A 26,487-nucleotide genomic window follows, 5' to 3' on the forward strand; every position below is an offset into this window, starting at 1 on the left:
CCGGTGATCCTGCAACGGGTGCCCGGCATCATGGGCAAACCGCCACGACCGGCGTCAGCGTTACGCCCCATGTCACCGGACCCAACGCGCCGGCCACGCGGGACGACGGCGACGCGAGTGGCGCCGTGTTCGGATACGTGGTGCCGCGCCCGGCCGCCCGCCCCAGCGACGACCGGGCATCGACCGGGACGCCGACGTCCGCCCCGGACGGGTCGAGCGGCGACCTGTTGACCGCGGCGGACGTTGCGGGCGCAGTGCCCGTCGATCGCAGCGAATGGGTCCCGGTAGGCGATCCGCTCACCGTGGACGATATGCGGGAGCGCTACCCGTACCTGGACCGAGCCAACCCGTCCCGGTCGCTGCTGAACTGTGTGTTCGCTGCGGTGGTCACCGATCTGCTGCTGCGCTCGGGTGGGCGGGACCGGTTCGAGGCGCCCGCGTCGGTCGCCACCGAGGTGGGGGTGCTGGGCTTCTACGCGGGACGGCCCGTTCAGGAAGCCGACGGCTACGCGGCCGTGGTCGACGCGATGCGCGAGGCACCAGTGGGGTCGCGCGGTGTCGTGGTCGTCAACGGCGTCGCAGGGTCGGTGGCGCACGCCGTGAACGTGGTGCGTGACGAGCACGGTGTGTTCTTCCTCGACGGTCAGACGAACGCTCCGGCGATCGTGCCGCCCGCGCCGTCGAGGGTCCGCTTCGTCGCCACCACGACGGACGTGCCGGCGCCTGCCGTACCTGCGGCTCCGGAGCCGACGACACATCCCGACCTCGCCGGATCGGATTACGCCGCGCTGTTCGGCCTGCAACCGCTCACCGACCGGCCGGGCGACCTCGTCGCCGCGGTGCTCGCCGCGACGGGCCAGCCGCAGGAGCCGGACCCGGTGGCGCGGCGGTGGGGCACGAACGATCCCGGCCGCCTCGCCGACGGCCTCCGGCTCCGGCTCGTCGTGGTCGGCGAGGACGGCGCTCTGCGGGCGTACGGCGATCTCGGCCGGTCCGAGGCGTTCGTGGCGCGGCGTGGCGGCGGCTACGTGGCGCTGACCGCCACCGCTGGGCGCGAGCCGGTGCTGCCGGGTGACGGGGACGTCGAGGCGATCGGACAGTCGCGGGGCCTGACCGGCCGGGACGGCGACGAGCCGGTACGCGCAGTCGTGTCGGACCTGCTCGACACCCACGACGGTGGCGTCGATCAGCATCGCTGGACCCTCGACGGCCGCCAGGTGAATCTGAGTCGTCTGCTGACCCTGTCGTCCGTGCACCGGCTCCTGCCCCGGCTACTTCACGATGGCGGCCTGGTGCTGCGGCCAGACCGGTCCGGCCCGCGGACGCACCGGTTCGAGCTGCGGCTGACCGCGCGCCGCGCGACTCCGTACGACCTCGGTGTGGACCACCTCGGCAGCCGGGTCGACGTCACCGTGACCCTGCACCGCATCGGCCAGGTGCCCGGCACCAGCAACCGCGAGTGGCGGCGCACGGTGGAACTCACCGAGGAGTTCCGGCGTACGGTCCCGCTCCTGCCCACCCTGTCGTCCGGGCTGTCGGAGACGACGGGCGTCCCCTTTCCGGTCACGTCCGATCAGCTCCGCACCGGCGCGGTGACCGTCGGCGCGACGAGCGCTACGCCGGGCCGGGCCCGGCCTTCGGTGTTCACGGACGCCTCACCTGTCGGCTTCGTCCAGCTCGGTGACCGCTACCGCCTGGTGGTCCAGGCCGACCGGGACGGAAGTCCGGTGGAACTGTTGCTCGACGTCACCGCCGCCGCCGAGCTGCGGGACCACTTCGCCGGGCCGGGTCTGGCCGGCCTGGCGCCGTACGAACGCCCGCCGGGGTACGAGGAGCCGTCGCGCGGCCTCGGGCCCGCGCCCGCCGGAATCGATCGCGTGATGTGGGCCGTGGTGCGCGACGACCCGGCCGTCGACCTCGACCGGCCCCGATGGGACGCGCTCACCGTGACCGGCCCGGACGTACCCGCCGCGCGGCTGCTCAGCTGGATCCGGGTGATCGGCCGCGCGCCCGGCGACCTCACCGCCCTGGCCGGCCGCGTCGGAGTCGACCCGCGGTCGTTGCTGACACTCGCCGTCGAGCTCGGCGTCGACCCGCAGGCGCTGACCGTGTTCGCCAACCACCTCACGCAGCCCGGTCCGGTCACCGCGCGCGAGCTGCGGAACAGACTCGATCCGTACGGTCGGATCACCGACGACGACGTCGTGGCGGTCGCGGACATAGCCGGCCGGTTGGGCCTCGAAGCCGACGCCCTGCCGGCGGTCCTCGGCTTCGTCGGCCATGGTGTGCCGTTCGACCTTCTCACCGCGCTGCCGGACACCCTGCTCGCCGAGGCCGTCGTGGTGGCCCGGCTGCGTCACGCGATCGAGACACGGGCCGACCGGGTGGCCGGGGCGCTCGGCCTCGACAACCGTGACCAGGTCGAGGACCTGGCGATGGCACTCGGCGTGGAGCCCGGACATCTGGCGGTGATCGCGCCGGAGATCCGGGACGCCGCATTGCCGGACCTGGACGTTCCCGGCCCGAGTAGCGCCCCGGCGGCCGGGCGCGCCGAGGCCGTCCGCGACCTTCTGCGCCGCAACGGCTACCTGCCGCACGGCAGCGCGGCGGGCCTGACCCGTCAGCTGACGCTGGCCGGCCGGCTCGGCTTCCACCCCGGTCAACTGTCCTTCCTCCTGCCGTCGCAGCACATCGTGCTGGTGGCCCACGAGTTCCTTGGCGACGTGCCGCTGCAGCGGGTCGAGTTCACCCTGCGGTTGCTCGCCGAGGACCTGACCGGCCCCTCGGGAGCGCTGCTGACGGGCCTGCCGCGCACCGACGTCACCGATGCGGAACTGACCGAGTGGGTGGACCCGTTGACGACGACGGAGGTGGTCGCCCAGGAGTTCCGGGCCCACGCCCGATTGTTGCTCGACCGGCCGTGGGGTGACCTGGCCGTGGCGACCGCGCTGGGTTACCGGGCGGGGTCGTCGTTCCTGAACCGCTTCCTCGACGTCGCCAGGGTCGCCGAGGCCAGTGGTCGGATGCCGGTGGACCTGCTCCGCCTCGCTCACCGCCTGAACCTGTCGGTGGACACGGTGCTGGCCGCGGCCGGCGTCATCGGGATCGACCCGCGGTACCTGCACCCGTTTCACGCGCCGCTGGTCCGCAGCGAGCTGCCCGCGTCCGACCCGGACCGTCAGAGCGTGGTGGAGATCGCCGCGATGCTCCGGACGTACGCCGCCGGTCGGTCACCGGTGCAGGACGAGTCGCTGCGCGTGTCGTGGATGTTCCGGCAGGCCGCGCGGGGTGCGGCCGGCGCCTGGGGCGCCGTGTTGACCCCGGCGGTCCTGGCTGCGGCACTGGATCGGCTGGGGCGCTCGGAGGCGCCCGAGTCCGGCACCGACCGGCTGCACGACCGCGCCACCCGGCTCCGCGAGGCGGCGGTGCGGTTCGCCGACGACCTGCCCGCCGACCGGATTGCCGGTCTCGGCGACCTCCCCGACCTGCTGATCCGGTGGACGCGAGGGCTGGAGCAGATCACCGGCATGTACGCGGCCGTCGCGGCGGCCACCGCCGGCCGGGACCCGCTCCGCAACGCCGTCGTGGCGCGCGACCGGCTGGAACGGTCGATCACCCGGCTACTGAGCGCCGACCGACCGACCGTGTCGGAGCTGCGGGCGGCGTGGGTCGACCGGGACGGGGCGCTGTGGCGGCTCACCGTAGAACCGCACCAGCGCATCCCCCGTACGCTGCCCGGATTGTTCCTCACGGTGCTCACCGCCGACGCCCGATACGCCCGGCTGCTGTCCGCGGCGGTCGCCGTGGACCTGCGGCAGCGGGTCGAACTCCGGGAACCGGAGGGGTCACCGCACCCCGCCGTCGCCGACCTCGCCGACGCGTTGGCGGCGGCGGGAAGGACGTTCGAGGAGAACCTGCACAACCAGCCGTTCTTCCAGCGCCCCGACGACCTGACCGCCCTGGAGCTGGACGAACGTCTCGCAAACGCGCTGCCGGACACGTACGGAAACGTCGCGGACGACGCCGAGGGCAGGGCGCGCTCCGGTGAGGCGTGGCTGGGGACGTACTGGACGCGGCGGTTCGCCGACCCGCGGTTCGACCTGGCGACCTTCGACCGGGACAACGAACTGCGGCCGTGGCTCGACCACCGTACGGTCCTGGCCCTCGCCCGGGCCGCCGGCGAGTCCACGTGGACCGTTCACCGCCTGGTGGCCGACCAGTTGGAACGGACCCCGGCCGAGCTGCTGGACCCGGCCAACCGGCACGGCATCCCACTCGGTCGGCTGTTGTACTACGCCGGCCGCTGGCTCCTCGACCCAGCCGTGTTCGGGCTGCTCGACCACGCTGCGCTGGCGGACGACGACCGGCACGGGGCGTACGCCGAGCAACTCGAGGAACTCCTGGACGACCGGGACAGCGACGTCAGCGAGTTCGTGTTGGCCCGCGCGACGCAGGGTCGGTTCGCCGGGCCGCCGGCTGACACCATGCTGTTCGACGACCCGGCGGCCGTGGTGCTGAGCATGGGCCTGCCGCGGGCATGGGGAACGGGTGACCCGCTTCCACGGCCGGCACTGGAGGAGTTCGCCCAGATTCATACGGCGCTCGTCGACGTCACGGGCGTCCAGGAGCCGTCCATCGCCCTGGGCGCCGAACTCGGCGTGCCGTCGATGTGGGTGGCCATGGTCGGCGCGCGGATCGGCCGGGTGCCGCTGGACCTCGCGGCACACGCCGCGCGGCTCGGGGTGGCGGACCCCTTGCTGCTGTTCGCCCTGGTCGCGGAGATCGGCGTGGACCCCGCGGTGCTCACCGCGGCCGACGGCCTGTGGGCGCTGAACGACCCAGCCCCGCTGGAGGACCGGTACGCGCCGGTGCGTGCCCTGATGGCGGACCCGGTGACCGGCCCCCGGCTCGCCGGGGCTCCGGCCCGCCCGGGGGCACGGGTCAACCCGGCACCTGGCGGCGACCGACCGCCGGCGCCGCTGCCCGAGTCGCTGTGGCACATCTACCGGGCGACCGGCCGCGTACCCACCGATCTCTTTCGGCTGGCGGCCAGCGCGTACCTGCACCCGGCCGTGCTCGCCGACATCGCCGCCGACCTGGGGATGGACCCGCGCACGGTATCGGCGATGGTCCAGTCCATGCCGGACGGCCCACACCGGGACCCGGCGTCCGCCGCGCCTCCCGCGCCCCGGGTGGACCGGGCCGGCCGGGTACGCGGCATGGCCGCGGAGTGGGCGGACCGGATCCAGCGGCGCCACTCCGTGTCCACGGACGACATCGCCCCACTGTTCTTCTTCCTCCAGGGGCGTGGGCACACCCTCGCCATCCTCGACGACGGGCCGGCCGTCCGGGTCGCGGAACTGCTGGCGCAGTGGCATGCGGAGCGCTCCGCGCGGCAGGCTCGCGCCGGCACCGCATCACCGGTGAACTCGCTCGACAGCGAGGACACCCTCGACAGCGAGGACAGCCTCGAATTCCAGGACACCCTCGAATTCCAGGACACCGGCCCCGGGGCTCGGCCCGACGCGATCGAGGACCCGCCCGGCCTCCTGGACTCTCTGCGGGCCATCCCGGGAATCGAGGTAACCGACCTGGCGGACGCGGAGCCGGAGGACGTCGCGGCGCAGTGGTGGACAGCCGGAGCGCGCCCCGGCGAGCCGGCCGGCGACTCGTCCAGCGCCTCGGCGGACGACTCGTCCAGTGACTCGGCCGGCGACTCCGCCGATGGCGACGCAGGCAGTGCCGTCGACGCGCTGACGCCGGCACGGCGTTCTGCCACGGAACCCGGAGCGATCGGCGACCGCGACACCGACGGGATCGCGTACCCACGGCCGCCGGCCGCTGAGATCGTCGGGCGCGCGCTGCCCGGTTTCGGCCAACCGGGTGGCCGAGACCCCGAGCGGCTGCGGCAGTGGGTGGCCGAGGTGGAGCCGGACCGGCCCGGCGACGAGGTGGTGCTGAGCGAGACCGACTGCGTCGTCCGGGCGTACGGCGCCTTTGTCGCCCTGCACGGCCGCAGCGCGAACGTCGCCGACAACCGGGCCGCCGCCTCACCCGAGTCGATGACCGTCCGGGACCTCCAGGATCTGCTCGACGGGTCGCTGACCCCGTTGACGGACTGGTCCGCCCTGGTCGACGGGTTGCGCGCCACCCCGGGCGCGATGGCGCTGATTCACCTGCCGGCCAGCGACCTGGTGCTCGCGCCGGGTAGCGGTCCGGCCCGCGGGCACGTGTTCTGGCTGTGGTCCGACGACCGCGACGGGACACCGAAGCTGCGGGTGATCGACACCCAGCGCGCCGGCCTGCTCGCCGACGAGGCGTTCACCGGCGGGCCGGGCACCCGTTGGGAGCGGGCGCTGACCGGACACGGCGTCCGCGCCCTGCTGATCGACCCGGACGGCCGTCCCCGGACGTCGCAGCTCGATCCGGACGGCCGTCCCCGGACGTCGCCGCCGCTCCACACCACCTCGGTTGACGCGCTGACCCTCGCCCCGCGCTCGCCCGCGGAGCCGGGTGCGCTGGGGACACGCCGTGGGACCGGCTCGGACGCCGTGGCCGCCGCACTGACCCTGCCGGGCCGCGACACCGGCCGCGACCCGGACCGGTTGCGCAACTGGGTGCGTACGGTCGAGGCGCAACGCCCGCCGGAATCGATGAGTCATGACGTTGCCCGCGCGTACGGTGCCTTCGTCGCGATGCACGGCCGGGCGGCGAACGTCGTGGACAGCCGGATGTCGGCGGACGCCGCGGCGCTCACCCTGCCCGAACTCCAGCGGATCCTCGGCGGCGTCGCCCGACCGCTGAACGACGTGCCCGGCATGCTCACCGCCCTGCGCGCCGCGCCCGGCGCGATGGCACTGGTGCACGTGCCCGACCGCGACCGCGTGTTCTGGCTGTGGTCGGACGGAGCCGGCGATACGCCGGCCCTGCGGGTCGTCGACCCCACCCGTGCCGGGCTGCTGGAGCGCCCCGCCCCCGGCGTGCTCCAGAAGTTCCTGCGGATGCCCGGCGTCACCGTCCTCGGCCTGGACCCGGCCGGCCGGCCCATCGGCGACCCGCCGGCCCGCGCGGTGCCGCCACCGGCCGCAGCGGATCCGGAAACGACCGTGCCCTGGTACCTGGAGGACGGCGCGCTCGGGCAGTTCACCGTCCTGTCCGCCGGCCGCCCGGCCGCCGCCACCGACTCCCCGGCGCGGATCGCGGAGGGCCTCGTCACCGGTCTCCCCGCGATCCCCGGGGTCCCGGACCGGGACGAGACGGCGATCCGGGACGCGGTGCGGCGGGAGATCACGCACGCGCTGACCGCGCCGGAACGCGATTCCGGCGACGCCGCGTACGAGCAGCACCTCGAACACTGGGACGAGAGGCTCACCAGCGGTGCCCACCTCAGCGTCGGCGGTCGTCTGGTGTGGATCCTGCCGGTGCCACGGGAGGCCCGGCCGGCCCCGCCCGCATCCGAAACCGATGCCCGGGTCTACAAGGTCAGCTTCGGTTCCACCTCCCGTGGCTGGAGCAGAGACGCAGAGCGGCCGGCCGGCGGAGTCTTCAGCCCGGACACCGCGCTCGGCGGCCTCAGCCGGTATCTGACCCGGGTCATCTTCCAGCTGCCGGACATCACGTTCGGCAGCCACCGTGAGCGCGGCACCTCCGAGGGCCGCAAGGTGCTCGCCGGCCGTCAGATGTTCGTCACCGACTCCACCCCGTTCCAGGCCGGCCTGGCGTTCAAGGTGTACGTCGACGGTCGGCACTGGGCCACCACCGAGACCCGGCCAGCCACAGACGAGCTGCTGCTCATCCAGTTCCCCGAGCCGTACACCCATCCCGCGAACGGACAGCCACGCCCGGCCCGCGCCGACGTTCCCACTGCCGCGCCGGCGGCCAGCACCTCGCACGCCGACCGGGTGTTCAACGCCCTGGCCACCGAACAGCTGATCACAGGCTGGCACCGGGCCCTGCGGGAGAGCCTCGACTCCGACGAGGCCGCCGACTTCGCCCGGCAGGGCGTGGCGCAGTTGCTCAACGAGCGGACCATGCTCAACCGCAACCGGCGCCTGCTGCACGGCTCGGACCGCGCCGCCGGCCTGCACCACGGCCGTAAGACCATGTCACTGCACCTGATGCTGCGGCCGGTGAGCCTGCAGCACCTCGGCGACACGCACGGCGTCGCGGTCCGCGACGACCTCGGCGTCATCGCGGAGGCAGGCACCAGCGCCGACGGCGCCCGGCACGTCGCAGTCGCTGGCGAGGTGGCGTCGTACGGCATCAGTCACCTCGCCCGCGCCCTGCCCGCACCGGACGGCACCCTGCCCAAGGACAAGCGGTGGCAGGGCACGGTCAGCGGCGAGGTCGGCGGCAGCGCCGGCCGCGACGCCGGCGTCGAGCTCGGCGAGAGCGTGCTCAACCACACCGTGCTCAAGCGCACCGGCCCGCAGACGCGGTACCGCCAGCAGTTCGAGGTGGTTCTGCTGACCCGGCTGAACTCCGGCGAGGTCCGGCCGGTCGTGCTGCTCGCCATGCCCGGCGAGGTCGCCGTCTGGCAGGACCAGCGCGCCGCGTACGAGCAGGCTCTGCTCGGGGCCCCCGCGCACGGCCCGATCGTGTCCGTGCCGCCGGCCGCCCGGCGCACCGGGCGGCCGGTCGGCGAGGCGGAGATCAGCGCCCGCCTCGGGCCCCGCGCCGTCCGGACCCTCACCGGCGGCCGGGTCGTCGACCCGTCGACCCGCCGACTGATGCCCACCGTCGAGGCGCCGCAGCTGCGCGGCCGGTACCCGGCGGCTCCGGCGCCCGGTGAACCCCTGGCCCTCGCCACGCGGCGCGGCCTGGGTCCGACCGCGCCCCTGTCCCTGCCCGGCGCCGAGGTCGTGCTCGACACCGCCACCGAAGGTCTGCTGGCCCTGTCGCACCGGGACGAGCTGCCCGTCGACGTGCTTGAGGACCTGGAGATCTACCTCGGGCGCGACGCCATGGAGGCGGACTTCAGCCAGTTCCAGCCGGGTCGGCCGTTCCAGGTCACGATCGACCGCATCCCGTACGACGTGCTCGTCACCGCGTACGTGGAGGAGTTGCGCGACCAGACCGCCTATCCGATGGATGTCAACCTGCGCGCCCTGCAGGGCAGCTCGGTGGAGGGGTCGGTTGGCTCCTCAAGCGGCCTCGGTGGCGGATTCGGCGGCGGCCTGCTCATCCCGCTGCCACGCGACGAGTGGAAGTTCCAGCTCGGGCGTGGCGAGCTGCAGGGCGAGTGGGAGTGGTCGCGCTCCGACGCGTACGACGGCGCGGTCAAGCACTACCGGCGCACCGAGACGACCGGGGACGTCACCGAGTTCCGATACCGGGTGATCTACGAGGTCGTGCTGCGCCGGGCGCTGGAACCGCGGGTCACGTACCTGATCGGCGACGACGAGAACGAGCCGGACGTCACCGCGCTGCGCACGGTGCTGCCCGACGAGCACCGGCCGGAGCAGCCGGTCACGCCGGCCGAGCGCGACCGGGCCGGACGGGCGGCCAACGTGACGTTCCGCGAGTGGAACCGGGCCGGCCGCATCCCGTACGAGAACGAGTCCGCAGCCGGCGTCTTCCCCTTCCTGAGTGGCCTGCCCGAGGTCGCCGCGCGGGCCGCCGACGCGTACGCGCAGCTCAACAACCTGGACCGTACGTGGTTCGAGGAACCGCTCAACTGGCCGCGCCCGCTGTGGGACCTGGGCATCGCCAGCCAGCTGGCCGGGCGCCTGGCCGAGTTGACCGACGGCTACGGCTGGCTGATCCCGCTGCCCGACGCGGGTGGGCACCACCAGGCCGTACGCGTACAGCTGCGGGCGTTCGACCCCGAACAGACCCGCGGCGCGTCCGACATCGAAATTGAGCACTACCAGCAGTTCAGCGCCGGGCACAAATGGTCGCGCGACACCGGTCGCGGCGTCGGGATCAGCATGTCCGCCGGTCCTGTCTTCCCGCTCGGCGGCTCCGGCAAGGCCGACGACCCGACCGACCGGGGCGCCCCGTCCACACCGGTCCGTCGGCAGATCGGCGGCATCGGCAGCGGCGGCGGCCCGCTGCCCAGCGGCGACACCACCGGTGAGGGCGGGCTCGGCCGTATCGCCTTCGGGCCGTCCGGCGGCTACCGGTGGTCCCGCGAGGACGGCGTCTCCGACGAGTCCGGGTACATCGACATCACCCGGGCGACGTACGGTGGCCGGACCCGACACTATCGCAGCGACCTCGTCTTCAAGATCACCGCCGAGCGGTGGGACGGCGAGCAGGGCGACATTCGTACGGAGACCCGGTACCTACGCATCAACCTCGGCAAGGACTTCATCGCACCGGACCGCCTCGCCGCTGCCCTCGGGCTGCCCGACGCCACCGCCGTCACGCCGTCCCGGCCGCCGGCCCACCGCCCGGTCGATCCCGAACCCGTCCGCGCGTGGTCGCACCCGGAACGGCTCGCCGCCCGTGCCGTGCTGCCCGCCGTCACTCGCGCGCTGTCCGTCTGGAAACTGCTGCCGCGCCGGGCCGACCCGGCCGACCTCCCGCCGACCATCCTCGTCCGCGCTCTCACCGCCCGGCTGCGGCCCAGCGCCCTCGAAGGACAGTTCGCCACCCTGACCGGCTCCGGTATCCGGTTGTGGCAGCCGATCGTCACCGACGGGAAGATCCGGTTCCTGCTCGTCCAGGTGACCGGGGACCTCCAGCCGCCCACCGAGGACCTGCCCCGCGACGACGTCGCCCTGACCGAACGCAGCGAGGCGGTGACGGCGCACTCGACGGACACCGCGCACTCGGGCACGCTGCACGTCGGCGGCCGAACCCGGGCCCGCGGCGAGATCGCCTCCAGGGCCGACCTGGCCGGTGAGTTCCGGGCCGAGTGGCAACGGTCCACCGGCGTGGGCAGCGGCCTGGCCGACGAGACCAAGGACATCATGCGGCTCGGCATGAAACGGTCGCACGAGTTCACGCAGCCTCTCACGTTCCGGGTCGACATCGGTCTCACCACCGAACTGCCGGAGCTCGTCCGGTTCCTCACCACCGCCGGCACCAACCTCTACCGCGCACTCGAAGGGCTCGTCCTACGCGACGCCGGCTCGTGGAGCCGCTGGTCGGCCGACGCGCCGGTGATCGGCCGAGCCGAATGGTGGGAACGGACCACGGTGATCACCGACATCACCGGCGACGCGCGGCTGCTCGTTCCGGCGTACCTGACGATCCCGGACAACCCGCCCGCCGCCGTCGGGCCCGTGAACGGCAGCTGGGCGCCGGCCGGCCCGGCCCGGCCCGCGGCGACACCCGCGGTGCGGGTCGAACGAGGCCCTCGCCCGGCAGCGCCCGCCCTCAACGCCGAGGTGCTGGCCGACCCCACCTTCACCCCGCAGTCGATGCGGCGGATCGCGCAGTCCGCCCACGCCTGGGCGAAGCTGGTCACCGAGCCCTTCCGGACCTGGCCGGGCACGTTCGACGAAGACCGTCCGCCGCGGATCAGCCGCAAGGGCGACTACAGCTCCCTGGGCCACGCGGTTGCCCACCACACCAAGGACCGCCAGCTCAACCGGCGGTTCGACGAGCTGCTGGAGCACCGGTACGAGGTCGGCGACACCGGTATCCGGTTGGGCCTGGACCTCCGGGGCGCGTCGTACAACGTGGACCTCGCCCCCGACGGCACCGTGGGGCCCCGCGGCTTCGACCACAAGGGACGCAACTACCGCCAGCGGGACGCCAAGCCCAGCTATGAGGCGTCGGAGAGCACCAGTTCGTCGGTGGGCGGCGGGGCGACGTTGCGCGGCACCATCGGCAACGTCCGGACCGGCCCCGGCGGCTCCGGGTACGGCGGGTTCGGCGGTGGCCGGGGTTACGAGGGCGAGACCAGCAACGTCGGCGAGCGAAACAGCGAGCGGCGGGCCAGGTACCACCTCATGCGGTACGACGTGACCCTGGTGATCTACCCGCCGGGCGACCCGGGCCACCGCCTGGTGATCGACCGGGACGGGGCGTTGTTCGCGGTGACGACCGTGCGGCCGGACACCACGTATCAGCCACCGGCGCGGTTCGAGCCGCCCAACGTCGATCCCGAGCAGGGCATGGAACTGGGGCGCCGCATCGACAACACGCCACCGGACCGGCAGGAGGCGCGGCAGGGGGAGGAGGCACGGCAGGGGGCGGAAGCGCGACAGGAGGAGGCAGCGCGGCGGCAGGAGGAGACGCGCCAGCAGCAAGAGGGGCAGCGACAGGTGGAAGCACCCCAGCGGGATGAGGCATCCCAGCGGGATGAGGCGCGCCAGCGGGATGAGGCGCGCCAGCGGGATGAGGCACCCCAGCGGGATGAGGCGCGCCAGCAGGAAGGGGCACGCCAGCAGGAAGGGGCAGGGGAGGGCACCGCGCCGGCGGGTGGGGCGTCGCGGCCCGAGGCGCCCGCGCGGACGGAGGTGGAGACCCCGCCGGCCGAGGCTTCCGGTGCGCGGAGGCCGGCCCGGGAGGTGGCCGATGTCCTTCGGCCGGTCAGGCCGGTTCCGCCGGAGCGGGTACCGCTGCCGCAGACACCGCCGGGCGTGGAGTCGCCACCGCGGCGTGCCTCGCAGGAGAACCTCGACCGGCCCGTGCCACTTCCGGTCGATCCGCCGCAGTGGATTCCGCTTCCGCTCACGCCGGTGGAGGACGCCGCACCGGTCCCGACGGACGAGTTCGAGGTGGCCCTCGTCAAGCACGACGACCCCCCGGCCCCGGACGTCCTGAGCCTGCTGGGCACGGTGAACCCGTCGCTCGGCAAGCATCCCGACGCCCTGACGAACTGTGTGCTGGCCGCGATCGGCACCGACATGACCCTGCAGCACCGGGGATCCGTCACCCACCAGGTCCCGCCCGACGGCCTCCAGGACCTGACCACGCTCGTCGCGTACGCGAACGACCCGGCACGCGGAGTGCCCCTGCCGCCGGAGCCGTTCCACTTCGTCCGGACAACCGTCGGGCAGGTCCGGACCGGGCTCGCCGCCGCCGACCGGTGGGAGCGGGGGGTGGTCGTGGTGCCCGGCCGGCCGCTGCACGCGGTCAACGCGGTCCACTCGCCGCAGGGCGTGGTGTTCCCGGACGGCCAGGCGCACCGTCTCGTGGACCTCGCCGACGACGTGGAGGCACTCTTCCTACCGCTGACCGTGGGGACCGGGGTCACCGGCGCGACCGTCACCGACGACGAACTGCGGGGCATCAGGGCGGGTGCCACGGTCGATCTGGAGGCGGTACGGGCCACTCTGCGGAACCGGGCGGCCGCCGGCGACGACCCGATCCCGTACCGGATGGCGGATGTCCTTCCCGGCCCGGACGCATCCGGCCTCACGCTGACGCTGCACACGGCCCGGCCGGTGGACCTGGCCGGGCTTTCCGGGCGGCTGGCCGACCCGGACGCGGTGACCGCCGATCCGGACGGCCACGGCGTGACCCTGCACGTGTCCGACAGCCGCGACACCTGGGCGGATCTGCGGGCCGTGGCCCGGCACCTGCGGGCGTCCGGCGAGCGGGCCGTCTCCGCCACGGTCGACGCGATGCTCGGGCCGGGCGACCACACCGCGCTCGCCGGGCTGGTGTCCGCCCACCGCGCGGCGCTCGACCGGATCGTCGGGGTCACCGAGACGACCGCGGACGCGTTGCGCACCTCGATCGCCCGGACGAGCCTCAACCTCGGCGTTCTACAGGCCCAGATCCGGCTGGTGCAGGCGCTGCGCGGCGCCGGCGCGGCAGCCGCGCCGGCCTGGGTGGGCAACCACCACTACTGGTGGTGGGACGACGAGCCGGCCGACGTGTCGCAGCAGGCGCGCCGCCTGCTGGAGGTCGTCGCCGCAGTGCTGCCCGACCACGCCGATCTGGCCGCCCTCGCCGTGCTCGCCGACGGCGTGAACCCGGGGACCACCGACCTCGTTGGACAATCATGACTATCCGCATGATCTGGGCTGGCGGCCGTCGGCACGTGTCGGCCGGACATCCGGCGGACCTGCTCGCCGAACTGATTCCCGGATACACCAACCTGCCGCCTCAGCGTCGCCGCACGGCGCGGGTCACCCACGCGGAGAGCTCGCTCGTCCGGATCCGGCGGCGGCTCGCCGCCGCGTTCGGCTCGGACGCCGCGGCACCGACGGTCCTCGTCGACGTGCGCCACCCGGACGAGCCGCGCGACGCCGCCGAGCCGGTGATCTGGCTGTCCACCGACGACGACGAGCGCTATCTGCGTTCGCTGGCCACCGCCGGCGAGATATTCCTGACCTTCGCGGAGGGGCATCCGCGCGGGATGCCCGCCGCCCCCGCCCCCGCCGCCGCGACCGACGACGGCGGCCCGGCCGCCCGCGCCCGCCGGTAGGAACCGGGCATGCAGAGACGGCATACGGTCGTGGGCCGGCAGGCGGAGCTCGACGTACTGACCGCCGCCGCGCGCGACACCATGGACAGCGGCCGGTTCGCGCTGGTCCGCGGCGTCGCGGGCAGCGGACGGACGGCACTGCTGGCCGCCGCCGCCGACGCGTGGCGGGTCGAGGGCGCCGCGGTGCTGTGGATGCCGCCCGCCGGGCCGGGGGAGGGACCCACCGCCGGGTTCGAGGCGCTGCTGCACGCCGTCCGGCGGCACTACGAGCTGCTGGGCGAGTCGACCCTGGCGGCGCCGGTCGCTGCCCTCGGCTCGCTGTGCGCGCCGCCCGCCGACCGCTCGCCGGGCCGGACAGCCGCGATGGCCCGGGAGGCCGCCGCCCTGTTCTACCTGATCGGCCGCCGTGGCCCGGCCGTCCTCGTCGCCGACGACGCCGGCGGCGAGCCGGGCCGGGTCCTCGCGCTCGGCGCCGCCACCCGTCCGGGCGTCCTGGTCGTCGCCGCCACCGAGCCGGACGCGCCGGCCACCGGACGCCTGGAGGCGGTGGCCGAGGTGGTCGTCGACCTGCCGCCGCTGTCCGTCCACGCGGTACGGGACCTGCTCGGCCGCCGGTACGGCACGCCGGTCGACGACGCGCTCGTCCCCGCCCTGGGGGAGGCACTCGGTCCGTTGGCCGGGCACCCGGCGACCGTCGTGGCGACCGTCGACGCGCTGCGCCAAGAGGATCGGCTCACCGTCGCCGGCGGGCACCTGTGCCTGCGCGACCCGTACGAGCCGATCCCGCTGCCGCCCGGCCACCCGCTGACCGCCCGCCTGCACACGTACGGCACCGCCGCTGTGCGCCTGGCCACGATGGCGTCGGTGGCCCGGTTCGGCCTGGCCGACCTGCCGCTGTTCGCCACCGCCACGCTCGGCGACCCGGACGGTTACGGTGCGATCCTCGACGAGCTGGTGTGCGCCGGGGTGCTGGTCGCCGACCGGCTCGGCGGCATCCGGCCGCAGAGTCCCGCGCTGGCCGCCCGCCTTGTCCGCGACGCCGGGCCGCAGGCGGTGGCCCGGCTGCACCGGGCCTGTGCCGCCGCACTGTTCCGTCGCACGGGCGCGGGTGACCCCGCGGACCGGGCCACGCTCGCCGACCACGTCACCTCGGCCGGCGCCGCGGTGCCGCCGGATCGGCGTACCGCGGTCACGTTGCTGTCCACCGCCGCGCGGGCGACCGAGCGGGAACCGGGCCGGGCGGTGCACTGGTTGACCGCCGCGCTGCGGCATTCCGACGGTGGCGACACGGCCGGGGACATCCAGGCGCGGTTGCTGCGGCTGCTGGTCCGGACCGGCCAGTTCGCTCAGCTTGCCGCCGAGGTGGACCGGATCGCCGCTTGCGGCGTACCGCCCGCGGACCGCGCCGACCTGGCCGCCGCCGTGCTGCTCGCCGCCCTGCACACCGGCGACCCGGTGCCGGAGCGGGTGCGCGCCGCGCTGGCCGGCCCGGACGGGATGGTGGCGTTCGGGGACGCGTGGCCGGCCGGCGACCCGCTCCCGCCCGCCGATTCGGCCGGCGCGGGCGCGTCGCTGCTGACGGTGCACGAGTTCGCCACCGTCCGCCGGGCGCTCACCGGCGGCGCGGGGGCTGACCCGCTGCTGCGCGTAGGCGGCATCGGCGACCTGGCCATGGTGCTGCGCCTGGTGCTGGGCGACGCCCGGTACGGCGTGCCCGTCGCCGGCCCGGTCGCCGCGTACCACCGGCTGCACGAGCACCGCGCCCGTGGCGACCTCGCCGGTGTGCTGTCGGCCGCCCGGGAGGCGAACCTCACCGGGGCGCCGGACCGGCTCGTGCCGAGGCTGGCGCGGCTCTGGGCGGCCGAGGCGCTGGCGCTGCGCGGGCAGACCGAGGCCGCGGCCGAGTGGGTGCGGTCAGTGCCGGCCGAACCGCCGTACGCGGCCCTGCGCTGGTGGGTCTCCAACGGCCCCGGATGCGAGCCGTGCGACGCGGCGGAGGCGGCCGGGCGGATTGCCGCCGGCTGGCGCGCCTACGACGCGCAGCGGGCGTACGGCAGCGCGATCGGCGTCGAGCAGCTGCTCGTCCGGATCGCCGAGATCGATGCCCGGTTCGGCACCACCACAGCGGACGTCCGGCTGCGGGCCCTGCGGGCGGCCGGCGGTCCACCGCTCACCGCCGAGGCGGCGTCGCTGATCCACGCGTTCACCGACCGGGACGCGGCGGCCGCCGAGGAGGGCGCCGGTCACGTACGGGCCCGCGGCCACCGCCTCGACCTGTGGCATGCCACCCTGGCGCTCGGCCGGACCGCCGTGGACGCCGGGGCGTGGCTGCTGGAGGCGCACGCGGTGGCCCGGACGCTGGGCGCGGCGCCGGCCCGTGCGGCGGTCGCCGGGGCCATGCGCGGGCGGGGGATGCCGTTGCCGCAGACGCGCAGCGCCCGGCCCGCGTTCAGCGCGGTCGAGTTGCAGATCATCGAGCTGCTGCGGGGCGGACGTACGAACCGGCAGATCGCCGCCCGCCTGCGGCTGAGCGAGAAGACCATCGAGAACCACCTGACCCGACTGTTCGCCCGTACCGGACTGCGTTCCCGGGTGGAGCTGGCTGCGGCGACGTTCGGGACGGACGTTCTCGGTGCGGTTTCCTGACCGGCTGACGTGGAGGTACGACCCGTCGTGAAAAGCAAGAGGATCCTCGTCTCCCGGACCGCCGGCGGGTCCTGCCGCAGCATCCGTGAGGCGTTGCAGAAGGCCGAGCCCGGCGCGCTCATCATGGTGGCGCCGGGCCACTACCCGGAGAACCTGGTGCTGGACAAGGTGGTCACCGTGGCCGCCGAGGAGGGGCCGGGGACGGTCAAGATCACCGCAGCCAGTGGCCCGGCGGTCGTGCTGACCGCCGAGTCCGCAGCTCTCAACGGACTGACCATCGAGGCGCTCGACGCGGACAGCCCGGCCGTGGCGTTCGAGGCCGGTCAGCTCGCGGTGACCGAGTGCGAGCTTTCCGCGGGCTCCTGGGCGACCGTCTTCGTCCTCGGCCGTGGCGCCCTCACCATGCGCGGCAGCCGCATCACCAATCACGCCGGTGCCGGGGTGGTGGTCACCGCCGCGACCGGCAGCGTCCTCGACGACTGCCGCCTCGTCCAGCTCGGCACCTCCGGCGTGGTGGTCGGCGAGAGCGGCGTTCTGCGCATGAGGGCCAGCACGGTGGAGGGCGCGGGCGGCAACGGCGTGTGCCTCAACGGGCGCGCGTCCATCGACCTGGAGGACTGCGAGATCATCGCCGCGGCCAAGCCCGCCCTCGCGGTGGAGCAGCAGGCCGCCGGGGTGATCCGGCGGCTGACCGTCACCGGCGGCGACGGCATCGGCGTGTACCTGGCCACCACCGGGGCGGTGTCCGTCGAGGACAGCACGATCGCGGGCAACGGCCACGACGGCGTGTTCGTCAGCAGCCGGTGCGCGCCGAGGCTGACCCGGGTGGCGGTGCGCTCCCCGGGCCGGCACGGCCTCCGCTTCGTCGGGCAGGCCGCGGGTGTCTTCGAGCGGTGCGCGGTCTCCGCAGCGGGCGCCGCCGCGGTCAGCGTGGACGAACGCTCCACGCCCGAGTTCAGCGAGCTGGAGGTGGACGGTGGCGCCGACGCGGCGGTCCGGATCGAAGGCGGCGCCGACCCGTTCTTCCGCCGCCTGCGGGTGACCGGCTGCACCGGCACGGCCGTCGTGGTCACCGGTGGTGCCCGCGGCACGCTCGACAACATCAACGTGGACCAGCCCGGCGGCCACGGCCTGACCGTCGAGGACGGGGCGCGCATCACCGTCACCGGGCTTAGCCTGCGCGGCGCCACGGCCACCGGCCTGCGGGTCGCCCAAGCCGTCCTGACCTGCACCGACGCCGACATCGCCAGGTCCGGTGGTGCGGGGATCGAGGCAGTCGCCGGGGCCGAGCTGTCGCTCACCCGTTGCCGGGTGCACGATGGCCGGGCCGACGGGTGCGCGGTGGCCGCCGGCGCGTCCGGCGTGATCGCGGAGTCGGAGTTCGACGGCAACGCGGGCAACGGCGTCACCGTCGCCACTGCCGAGCCGGTGCGCCTGACCGGCTGCGCGGTGCGTGACAACCGCGGGTCCGGGCTACGTCAGTTGGTGCCGGGCGAGCTGACCGTGGACAGGCTGAGCAGCGCCCGTAACGGCGCCCCGGACGCGTACGGGACGACCGCCGCCGGCACCGCCACCGCCCATGCCGAGCTTCAGCCACCGGAGCGCGCCGAGATCCGCCGTGCCGGTGACCCGCTGGCCGAGCTGCACGACCTGGTCGGCTTGCAGAATGTCAAGCACGAGGTGTCGTCGTTGATCAATCTCAACAAGATGTCACAGCGCCGCAAGGAGGCCGGCCTGAGCGCCCCGCCCATGGCCCGCCACCTCGTCTTCGCGGGACCGCCCGGCACCGGCAAGACCACGGTCGCCCGGCTGTACGGTGCGATCCTCGCCGACCTGCGCGTCCTCCGCTCCGGGCATCTCGTCGAGGTGTCCCGCGCCGATCTGGTCGCCCAGATCATCGGTGGCACCGCGATCAAGACCACCGAGGCGTTCAACCGAGCGCTCGGCGGCGTGTTGTTCATCGACGAGGCGTACACGCTCAGCACCGGCCGTGGCGGAACCGGCCCGGACTTCGGTCGGGAGGCGATCGACACTCTGGTGAAACTCATGGAGGACCACCGCGACGACATCGTGGTCATCGCCGCCGGCTACTCCAAGGAGATGCAGCGCTTCCTCGACACCAACCCCGGCCTCGAATCGCGGTTCAGCCGGACCATCGAATTCCTCAGCTACAGCGCCGCCGAGCTGGTGACCATCGTCGAGGAGCAGTGCCGCCGGCACGACTACCACCTGGACGAGGCGGCGGTGACGCTGCTGCTGGAGCACTTCGAGACCATCCCCAGGACCGGCACGTTCGGCAACGGCCGCACCGCCCGCAAGGTGTTCGAACAGATGGCCGACCGCCAGGCGTCCCGGCTCGCCGCGTCCGACCGACTCACCGACGCGGACATGCGGCTGCTTACCGCTGCCGACTTCACCGACGACGCATGACGGGCGCCGACCTGCTCGGCGGGCCGGCGCTCACCGTGGTCACCGGGCCGGCCGGCGTCGGCCGTACCTACGCGCTGCGGGCCGCCGCGGACGCCGCCGCCCAGCAGGGCAAACCTGTGCTGACGCTGCGCTTGGCGCCCGAGGACCGCCGCGAGCCGTGGTACCTGGCCGGGCGCATCCTCGCCTCGCTCAGCCTGGCCCGTCCGCCCGGCCGGGCCGCCGGGCCGCCGGCCGCCGCCCTCGCCGGCCTGCTGCGCCGCCGGCCCGGGCTGGTCCTCGTGCTCGACGACGCCCAGTGGGCCGACACCGAGTCGGCGGAGGCGATCCGGGACGTCCTGGACGAGCCGGCGGGCTCGCCCATCCTGTGTGTGGCCGCCGTCCGTACCGGCGGCGGCCCGCCCGTCCCGCGCCTGCGGCCAGGTCTCCGGGCCCGGGTCGTGCCGTTGCGGCCACGCCGTGCCGACGACGCCGAGGCGCTCGCCGCCCGGCTGCTGCGCGCCACACCACACGAGGACCTGGCCGCGGCGCTGCGCCGGTACGGCGTCGGCGTGCCCGCCGCGATCGACGCGGTCATCACCGGATACCGCGACACCGGGCAGCTCGTCGTGGCCGACGGCCGGGCCGGGTTGCGCGACCCGGCAGCCGTCCCGGTCATCCCTGCCGGGCACCAGCTCCTGCGGCCGGTGCACCGGCTCGGCCGGCCGGCACGCGCGGTGGCGCGGGCCCTCGTCGTGCTGCAACCGTTCGGCCCGTCCGCGCCCGCGCTCATCGAGCGGGCCCTCGGACTGACGGCGGACCAGGTACGCCGGCAGCTCGCCGCGGCGCGGGCGGAAGGCGTGATCCGTTCCGGGGCGGGCGGCTGGACCGTCACCTCGCCCGCCCTGGCGCTCGGTCTCATCGCCGGCCAGGGCCCGTACGAACGGCGCCGCATCGCCCGGGTCGCGGTCGAGGCTCTCTGGGCCGACCCGTCCGCCGTACCCGATCCGCACTACCTACCCGACCGTCTCGCCGAGGCTGGCGCGTCGGTCGACCCGGACCGGGCCGTCGCCCGGCTGCGGGACGCCGCGACCGCCGAGGCGGGCCGGTCACCGGCTGACGCGGCGCGCTGGTGGGCCGCCGCCGCCGAGCTCAGCGGATCGGTCTCCGACCAGGCGGAGGCCGCCCTGAGCGAGGCGACGGTGGCGCTGCGGCGGGGGCTCCGCGACGAGGCCGCCCGCGTTCTCGAGCCCCTGCTGACCGTCTACGCCGACGACCTCACTCCGGTCCAGCGCGACGAGGCCGTAGGCCTTCTCGCCGGGACCGTACCGGATGCGGATGCCGCGGGCCGGGACACCGCGCCCGGCCGCGAGCGGAGGCGGGCCGCCGCGGCCCTCTCCCGGGTCCGGGACGGGGATCCGGGTGCGGCCGGGCTGCACCCGGCACAGCTGACCCTGGCCGACCGGTGCCTCCTCGACTTCCGGGCCGGCCGGTGGACCGCAGCCCTCGACGGTGCCGTCCTCGCCGAGGCCGCCGGGCAGGCCGCAACCGGCTCGTCGGTCGCCAGGATCGCCGCCGAGGTGCTGCTCGCCCAGGGCCGGCCGGCCCGCGCCCGGACCGTGCTGGACGCCGCCGTCGACCAGCCGCCGCACCTGCTGGCGCCGGCGCTCACCGACCTGCACCGCGCCCTCGGCGACCCGGCGGCGGCGGCCCGGACGGTGCGGGCCGCGCTTGACCGGTCGGCCGCCGGAGAGCTGTGGGTGTTGGCCGCCGAGTTGGCCGCCGAACACGGCGACCCAGCCACGGCGCGGGCCGCGAGAGAGGCGCGGCTGCCCGCGTACCCGGCGGCCGTCGTCCGCATGATCGTCGACGGGGACTCCGCCGCGGCGGAGGAGGCGGTGGAGCGGGCGCGAACTCTGGGCCAGCCGTACGAGTTGGCACGCACCCTGGAACGCGCGGTGCGCTGGGCCGGCCGGAACCCGGTCGCGCTCGCCGAGGCGTACGAGATACTCGGCGGCCTCGGGGCGCTGCTGCACCGGTCCCGGCTCCGCCAGGCCGCCCGGGAACGCGGCACCTCGATCGCCGGCCGCGCCGAAACCGTCGCCGAGGGCGACCGGCTGCTCGCCGTCCTCGTCGCCGACGGACTGTCCAACAAGGAGCTGGCCGCGGCGACGCAGAACAGCGAGAAGAGCGTCGAGGGTCGACTGAGCCGCCTGTTCGCCCGGACCGGCTACCGCTCCCGCGTCGAGCTGGCCACCGCGGTGCTGGCCGGGACGTTCCCGGCCTGAGCCGCAACAGTCAGCGTCGGTCCGTGGCGATGAGGCTGGACAGCGGCAACTCGATGCCCTTGGCCCGGGGCCGCCACCGGTCATTCTCGGCGTACAGTACCTGGTCCACCGTCGTCCGCTCGTAGTAACGGCTGGGCAGCAGCATCGTCACCCCGTTCGCCACCAACTCCGGCAGGCGCGACCGTACCGATGTCAGACCGGCCAGCGCGGCCGCGCTGGCCACCACGTCCACCGCGCGGTTCGGCGCGACCTGCAGACGGACCAGCCGGTGACCGGCCCGGACGGCGGGACGCCTCGCCAGCAGGACCAGCAGGTCGTCGTCCGTCACCACGGCGTCCGGCCGGTCCGGCACCACCGCCCACATCCGCCCGCCGCGCGGCGCGAACACCACCTCGTTCGGCAGGCCGTCGGTGCCGTGCCGGGCGCCCTTGCAACGCAGCGTCAGCGGGTTTGCCGGCAGCTCGACCGGATCCCGCGGCTGCCCGGCCTCGTCCACTCGATAGCCCTGCTGGAGGCGGGCCAGGTCCAGCCACCCCGCCGGCAGCAGGAAGGTGCCGTCGGCCACCTGGTGACGCAGGTCCGCAGGCAGGTCGACGCCCACCCGGCCCAGGTCCACCGCCCCGCCCGCCTCCACCCGCAGGCACAGCAGGTGCCGCTGTGGGCTGGTCCGGGCCAGCCGGTCGCCCGCCAGATGACCGACCAGGTGGAGATTGGCCGACGGCACTCCCTCGACCGCGACGCGCTGCGCCGGCCACGGCGACGACAGCCACAGCCGCACCGGCGCCGCGTTGACCTCCGGCCGCTCCGGCAGCCACCTGACGCCGTGCGGGCGGCTACCCCGCGCGGACACCGTCAGCGGCGGCCGCGGACTGGGCGGCGGCAGCGGACCGGCCGTCGCCGGGGCCATCGCGGCCGGCTCCGTCACGGCCGCGGCGACGGGCGACGGCTCCGGGATCCGCTGCCGCACCGAGACCAGCCAGCCGTCGTCGTTGCACCACCGGCTGCCCTCCGGGTCCGGTCCGGCACCGGCCGCACGCTGCCAGCGTGCTGCGAGCCGCTGCTCGTCCACGGCACGCGGCAACCCCTCCTGTACGGACACCTCGGCGCCCGGCGCGAGCGTCCACACCTCCACGCCCAGTTCGTCCTCCAGCACCCGCAGGTGCTCGTGCAGGCCGTCGACCCGTTCCGGCGGCACCGGGGTGAGCAACACCAGGTCGCCGCCGTGCCAGCCGGACATCTCCAGCAGTCGGCGCAGCTGGGCGGTGCCTGCGGCCAGTACGCTGCCGTCACCATGGCGCAACCCCAGCCGGCCGTCCTCCAGGATCGTCAGGTCGATGAGCGTCATACCCGGTTCGGCGGTCAGTTCCCGGTACCGGTCCCGCATCTCCGTCTCGCGCCGCTGCGACGTGCTTATCAGCGCCACCTCCCCGGCCGAGGCGACCGTGACGCCATCCGCCGGGGTGAGCCGTCCGTCCAGGTCCGTGTCGAAGACCGACTCACCGGACGCGTACGGGGGACGGACCGCCCGCCACGGCACCGCGTGTCCCGACCGGTCCCGCGCCGCCAGGTCCTGGCAGCCTTTGAGTAGCAACGCCTCCGCGCCGACCGGAGGAGTCCACACCGTCGCGCCGGTCGCCTTGGCCAGCGCACGCACCTGGGTGTCGAGTATGCGCTGCTCCGCCTCGTCCATCGGCCAGCGCAGCCACAGCCGCAGGTCACCGCCGTACAGCGGGATCGAGGACAGTGCGGCGGCGACCTCGTCGGCGCCGTGCACGCCGGTGCGCCCCCGGTACGTGGAAAGCACGAAGTCGCCACCACGCGTGGCGAGCGCCACGGTCGCCAGATCCGGATGAGCGGTGCCCAGCCGGGCCGCCGCCGCCCGCCGCACCACGTAACCCTCCCGGTCGGCGAACTCCAGACCGTTCGGCAACGGCAGGGTGACCAGCCCGCCGCGGTGCAGGACCAGACCACCCGCCAGGTCGTACCAGCCCGGTAGCCCGGTGCGCATCGACGCCGGCTGGACCAGAACCCAGTCGACCACCTCCCCGCTCGCCCGGTTCACCGGCACGGCCTCGGTCCGGCCCGCGGCCGCCGGCGTCGGCTGGACTGTCGCCCCGGCCGGCGTCACCAGCACGTCCCGGCCGAGCGCGTCCGCCAGCCGGCCGAACATCGCCGCGTGCCGGGCGCCGTCGTCCATCAGCACCCGCAGGTCCTGCTCCCCGGCGCCCGCATTCCGGGCGAGGTCGGCCAGGGCCTGGACGGTCAGCGCCGTGCCCGGATCGTCCGGCAGGGCCAGACCACCCTCGTCGGAGCGGATCAGTTCGATGTCGGCGAGGCCGAGCACCGGCGCCGGGCGGTCGTCCGGGTTGCTGGTCGCCACATCATCCGCGAACTCCGGAGTGCGGGTCTGTCGCATCATCTCGCCGGCCCTTCTGTCATCGCGCGTACGGACCATCGAGCCGACGGGGCCTCGCCGATCACCACCGGGACGGTACGGTGCCCGGCCGTGGCCAGCGACCGGCGCTCTCGCCACAGGGTGCCCGCCGACGTCCCCGGGCAGAAGACCACCCGCAGCGCTGCCGGCTCCAGCCCCGCCAGCTCACCCACGGACGCCAGGCGGCGGGTCCGCTCCGGCAGTGGTTCCGCGCCGAAGGCGTCGCCGATCACGACGACGTCCACCGCCGGGGCGAGCTGCGCGAGCAGCCGTACGCCCAGCCGCCGGCAGGTGTCCTCGTCGCCGTGAAGGGTGAGCGCGTCGGGGGCGGCTGCCAGATCGACCCACAGCCGCCGGCCGTCGTGCTCGCCGAGCACCACCGGAACGCTCGACGCCGGCGGGCGCCAGCCATCCTCGAGCCACCCGTACGCCGAACCCCAGCGCACCGGCCGCGCGCCGACCAGCCGGACGGTCGTCGGCGTCTCGCCGACGTACAGGTTGGTGACGAGGGGCGGGAACCAGCCGGGTGCGGTCGCCGCGAGGGACCCGATGCCGGCGACACGTTGCAGGTCGCCGAAGGGCAGCGTGATGGCGCGTCGCAGCCCGGTGACCACCGGCGCCGGCGTCTCGTCCGCCGGACCGGCGATGTGATCGTCACCGACCAGCGCCGCCCCGGCGGGCGGTTCGGCGCGCGGCCCGGGCGACTCGACCGGAATCAGCCGGGCGGCGGAGGCGGGGAGGTCGTCCGGTGCCTGCCGTGGCGCGGACACCGGCGTCGGGTGGGCGGCGGCGAGCGGGAGAGACACGCGCTTCGGCGGGGTGATGGGCATCAGCGGCGTGACGGGCCGAGGTGTGGCGGCCGGTGGAGGGCTGACGGGCTGCGGGGAGGCGAGCTGCGTCGCGGCGGTCGGCGGCGCGGGTTGCGGCGCTGCGGGTTGCGGCAGGGTGGGTTGCGGCGCTGCGGGTTGCGGCTCTGGCGTGGTGGGTTGCGGCTCTGCGGCCCAGGACGCTGCGGGTGGCGACACCACCGGATCGGATACGGCGGGATGCCGCTCCGTCGATGGTGGCGCTGCCGATGCCGGCGGTGTGGCGGATGCCTGGCCTACCGGGTGCGACGCAGCCGGTGCCTGCCCTGCCGGCTCGGTGGCGGGGGGTTGCTGACCTGTCGGCTGCGGCCCCGGTTCTGTCGGCTGCGGCCCCGGCCCTGTCGGCTGTGGCCACAGCCCTGCCGGTGCCGGTGCCGGTGCCGGCGTCCGTGCGGCGGTCTCCGGCTGGAGTGCCGGCGTCGGCCCGATCGGCGCCTCGGTCAGCGGCTGCCGGCTGAGCCGGGACGCGGTGGGCGCGGATACGGCGGACGCCGGAACAGTGGCCGAAGGCGCCCCGATGGTGTCGGGACGCGGGGTTGTGGCGGGTAGCCGAGGGGTGACCGGCGGCGTGCCGGAGGTGTCGGGACGCGGGGTTGTGGCGGGCAGTCGCGGGTTGACCGGCGGCGTGCCGAAGGTGTCGGCAGGGGGTAGGCGGGGCGGGGTAGGCGGTCGTGCGCCAGGGCTCGGGAAGGCCGGGGGCGTAGAGGCTACGGGCGTAGAGGCCACGGGTGTGGCGGCGGGGCGTGTGGTGACCGGCGGCTCGGGGGTCGGGTCCACCGTGGAGGGTACGGTGACGAGCGGCAGTTCGGTGGTGGCTGTCGCGGCGGGCGGGGTGGCCGTGGAGGCGGCGGGGGCCGGGGCGATGCCGACGGCGTTGAGGACGGCGTACGTCTTCGTCCTGCGACCGCGCCGCTTCGGGGCGACCTCGGGGGACGGGCCGACCGGTGCCAGGGTGCGGCGAGTGCGGCGTACCAGTAGTGGTGCGGCCAGCGCGGCCAGCAGCAGACCGATCAGGGTGACGAGCAGGCTCGGGGACACCGCGCCCTCGTCGGCCTGTTGTCGGGCCTCGGCGGTTGGCGCCGGGGTGCCGGCGGACGGCAGGGCGGCTGGTGGCGGGACGGGCGGCAGCGCCCCGGTACGGACACCGGGGCCGCGGGCGTCGTCCGGCAGCAGCAGGATCCAGCCGGGCTCGACCACCGTCGGGTCGTTCATGACGCGGCCGTCGGGCTGGGGCCGCCCCCGGTTGAGTTCGAAGATCTCGCGGTAGCGGTTGCCGTCACCGAGGGCCTGGGCGGCGATCGCGAAGAGGAACTCGCGCTCGCCGTCGACCGGCTCACCGACCACATAGAACTTGTCGGCCGCGGCCGAGGGAACCGGCGCGGCGTGAGCCTCGGACGGTAACGCCGGACCCAGCATCAGGAGCAGCGCGAACGTCACCCCGGCGAGGACCGCGGGCACGTCACCGCGATCCGCGGCTTGGATCGTGAACAGCCGAGCCCTGCCCTTCGTTTCCAT

Annotated in this window: 7 protein-coding genes; 5 read left to right on the forward strand and 2 right to left on the reverse strand. The window is 74.9% G+C overall.

The genetic code is table 11. The annotated features are described in order from the left end of the window. Positions 1–311 precede the first annotated feature (311 nt). From ACZ6QQ_RS04480 to ACZ6QQ_RS04500, 5 genes are read left to right on the forward strand one after another with little or no spacing between them, the layout of a single operon-like run. Positions 312–13,910 carry a toxin glutamine deamidase domain-containing protein gene (locus ACZ6QQ_RS04480; protein ID WP_465874545.1) on the forward strand — a complete coding sequence of 4,533 codons (13,599 nt, stop codon included), beginning with the start codon at positions 312–314 and terminating at the stop codon, positions 13,908–13,910. Between the two features lie 8 nt (positions 13,911–13,918). Further along, positions 13,919–14,332 (forward strand): hypothetical protein, encoded by a 414-nt coding sequence (locus ACZ6QQ_RS04485; RefSeq protein ID WP_465874271.1) that lies wholly within the window; start codon positions 13,919–13,921, stop codon positions 14,330–14,332. A 9-nt stretch (positions 14,333–14,341) separates the two neighbouring features. Continuing rightward, positions 14,342–16,978 (forward strand): helix-turn-helix transcriptional regulator, encoded by a 2,637-nt coding sequence (locus tag ACZ6QQ_RS04490; RefSeq protein ID WP_465874272.1) that lies wholly within the window; start codon positions 14,342–14,344, stop codon positions 16,976–16,978. Positions 16,979–17,005: 27 nt separating this feature from the next. After that, positions 17,006–19,408 (forward strand): right-handed parallel beta-helix repeat-containing protein, encoded by a 2,403-nt coding sequence (locus tag ACZ6QQ_RS04495; protein ID WP_465874273.1) that lies wholly within the window; start codon positions 17,006–17,008, stop codon positions 19,406–19,408. Continuing rightward, a complete protein-coding gene (locus tag ACZ6QQ_RS04500; RefSeq protein WP_465874275.1) occupies positions 19,405–21,672 on the forward strand; it encodes an AAA family ATPase in 2,268 nt (755 codons plus the stop codon). The genes ACZ6QQ_RS04495 and ACZ6QQ_RS04500 overlap by 4 nt, the downstream gene beginning before the upstream one ends. Before the next feature lie 10 nt (positions 21,673–21,682). Here the strand turns inward: ACZ6QQ_RS04500 and ACZ6QQ_RS04505 are convergent, their stop codons facing one another. Then, entirely contained in the window at positions 21,683–24,091 is a 2,409-nt protein-coding gene (locus ACZ6QQ_RS04505) for a hypothetical protein (protein ID WP_465874276.1), read from the reverse strand. After that, positions 24,088–26,487, reverse strand: a complete 2,400-nt coding sequence (locus ACZ6QQ_RS04510) for a LysM peptidoglycan-binding domain-containing protein (protein ID WP_465874277.1) — start codon at positions 26,485–26,487, stop codon at positions 24,088–24,090. Before ACZ6QQ_RS04510 ends, ACZ6QQ_RS04505 begins: the two co-directional genes overlap by 4 nt.

This window comes from Micromonospora sp. NPDC049529, from assembly GCF_055586685.1.

Bases quoted from the DNA above. Each gene is read 5' to 3' on its own strand.
- ACZ6QQ_RS04480 (WP_465874545.1), top strand. From the start codon at position 312: ATGCGGGAGCGCTACCCGTACCTGGACCGAGCCAACCCGTCCCGGTCG.
- ACZ6QQ_RS04485 (WP_465874271.1), top strand. From the start codon at position 13,919: ATGATCTGGGCTGGCGGCCGTCGGCACGTGTCGGCCGGACATCCGGCG.
- ACZ6QQ_RS04490 (WP_465874272.1), top strand. From the start codon at position 14,342: ATGCAGAGACGGCATACGGTCGTGGGCCGGCAGGCGGAGCTCGACGTA.
- ACZ6QQ_RS04500 (WP_465874275.1), top strand. From the start codon at position 19,405: ATGACGGGCGCCGACCTGCTCGGCGGGCCGGCGCTCACCGTGGTCACC.
- ACZ6QQ_RS04505 (WP_465874276.1), bottom strand. From the start codon at position 24,091: ATGATGCGACAGACCCGCACTCCGGAGTTCGCGGATGATGTGGCGACC.
- ACZ6QQ_RS04510 (WP_465874277.1), bottom strand. From the start codon at position 26,487: ATGGAAACGAAGGGCAGGGCTCGGCTGTTCACGATCCAAGCCGCGGAT.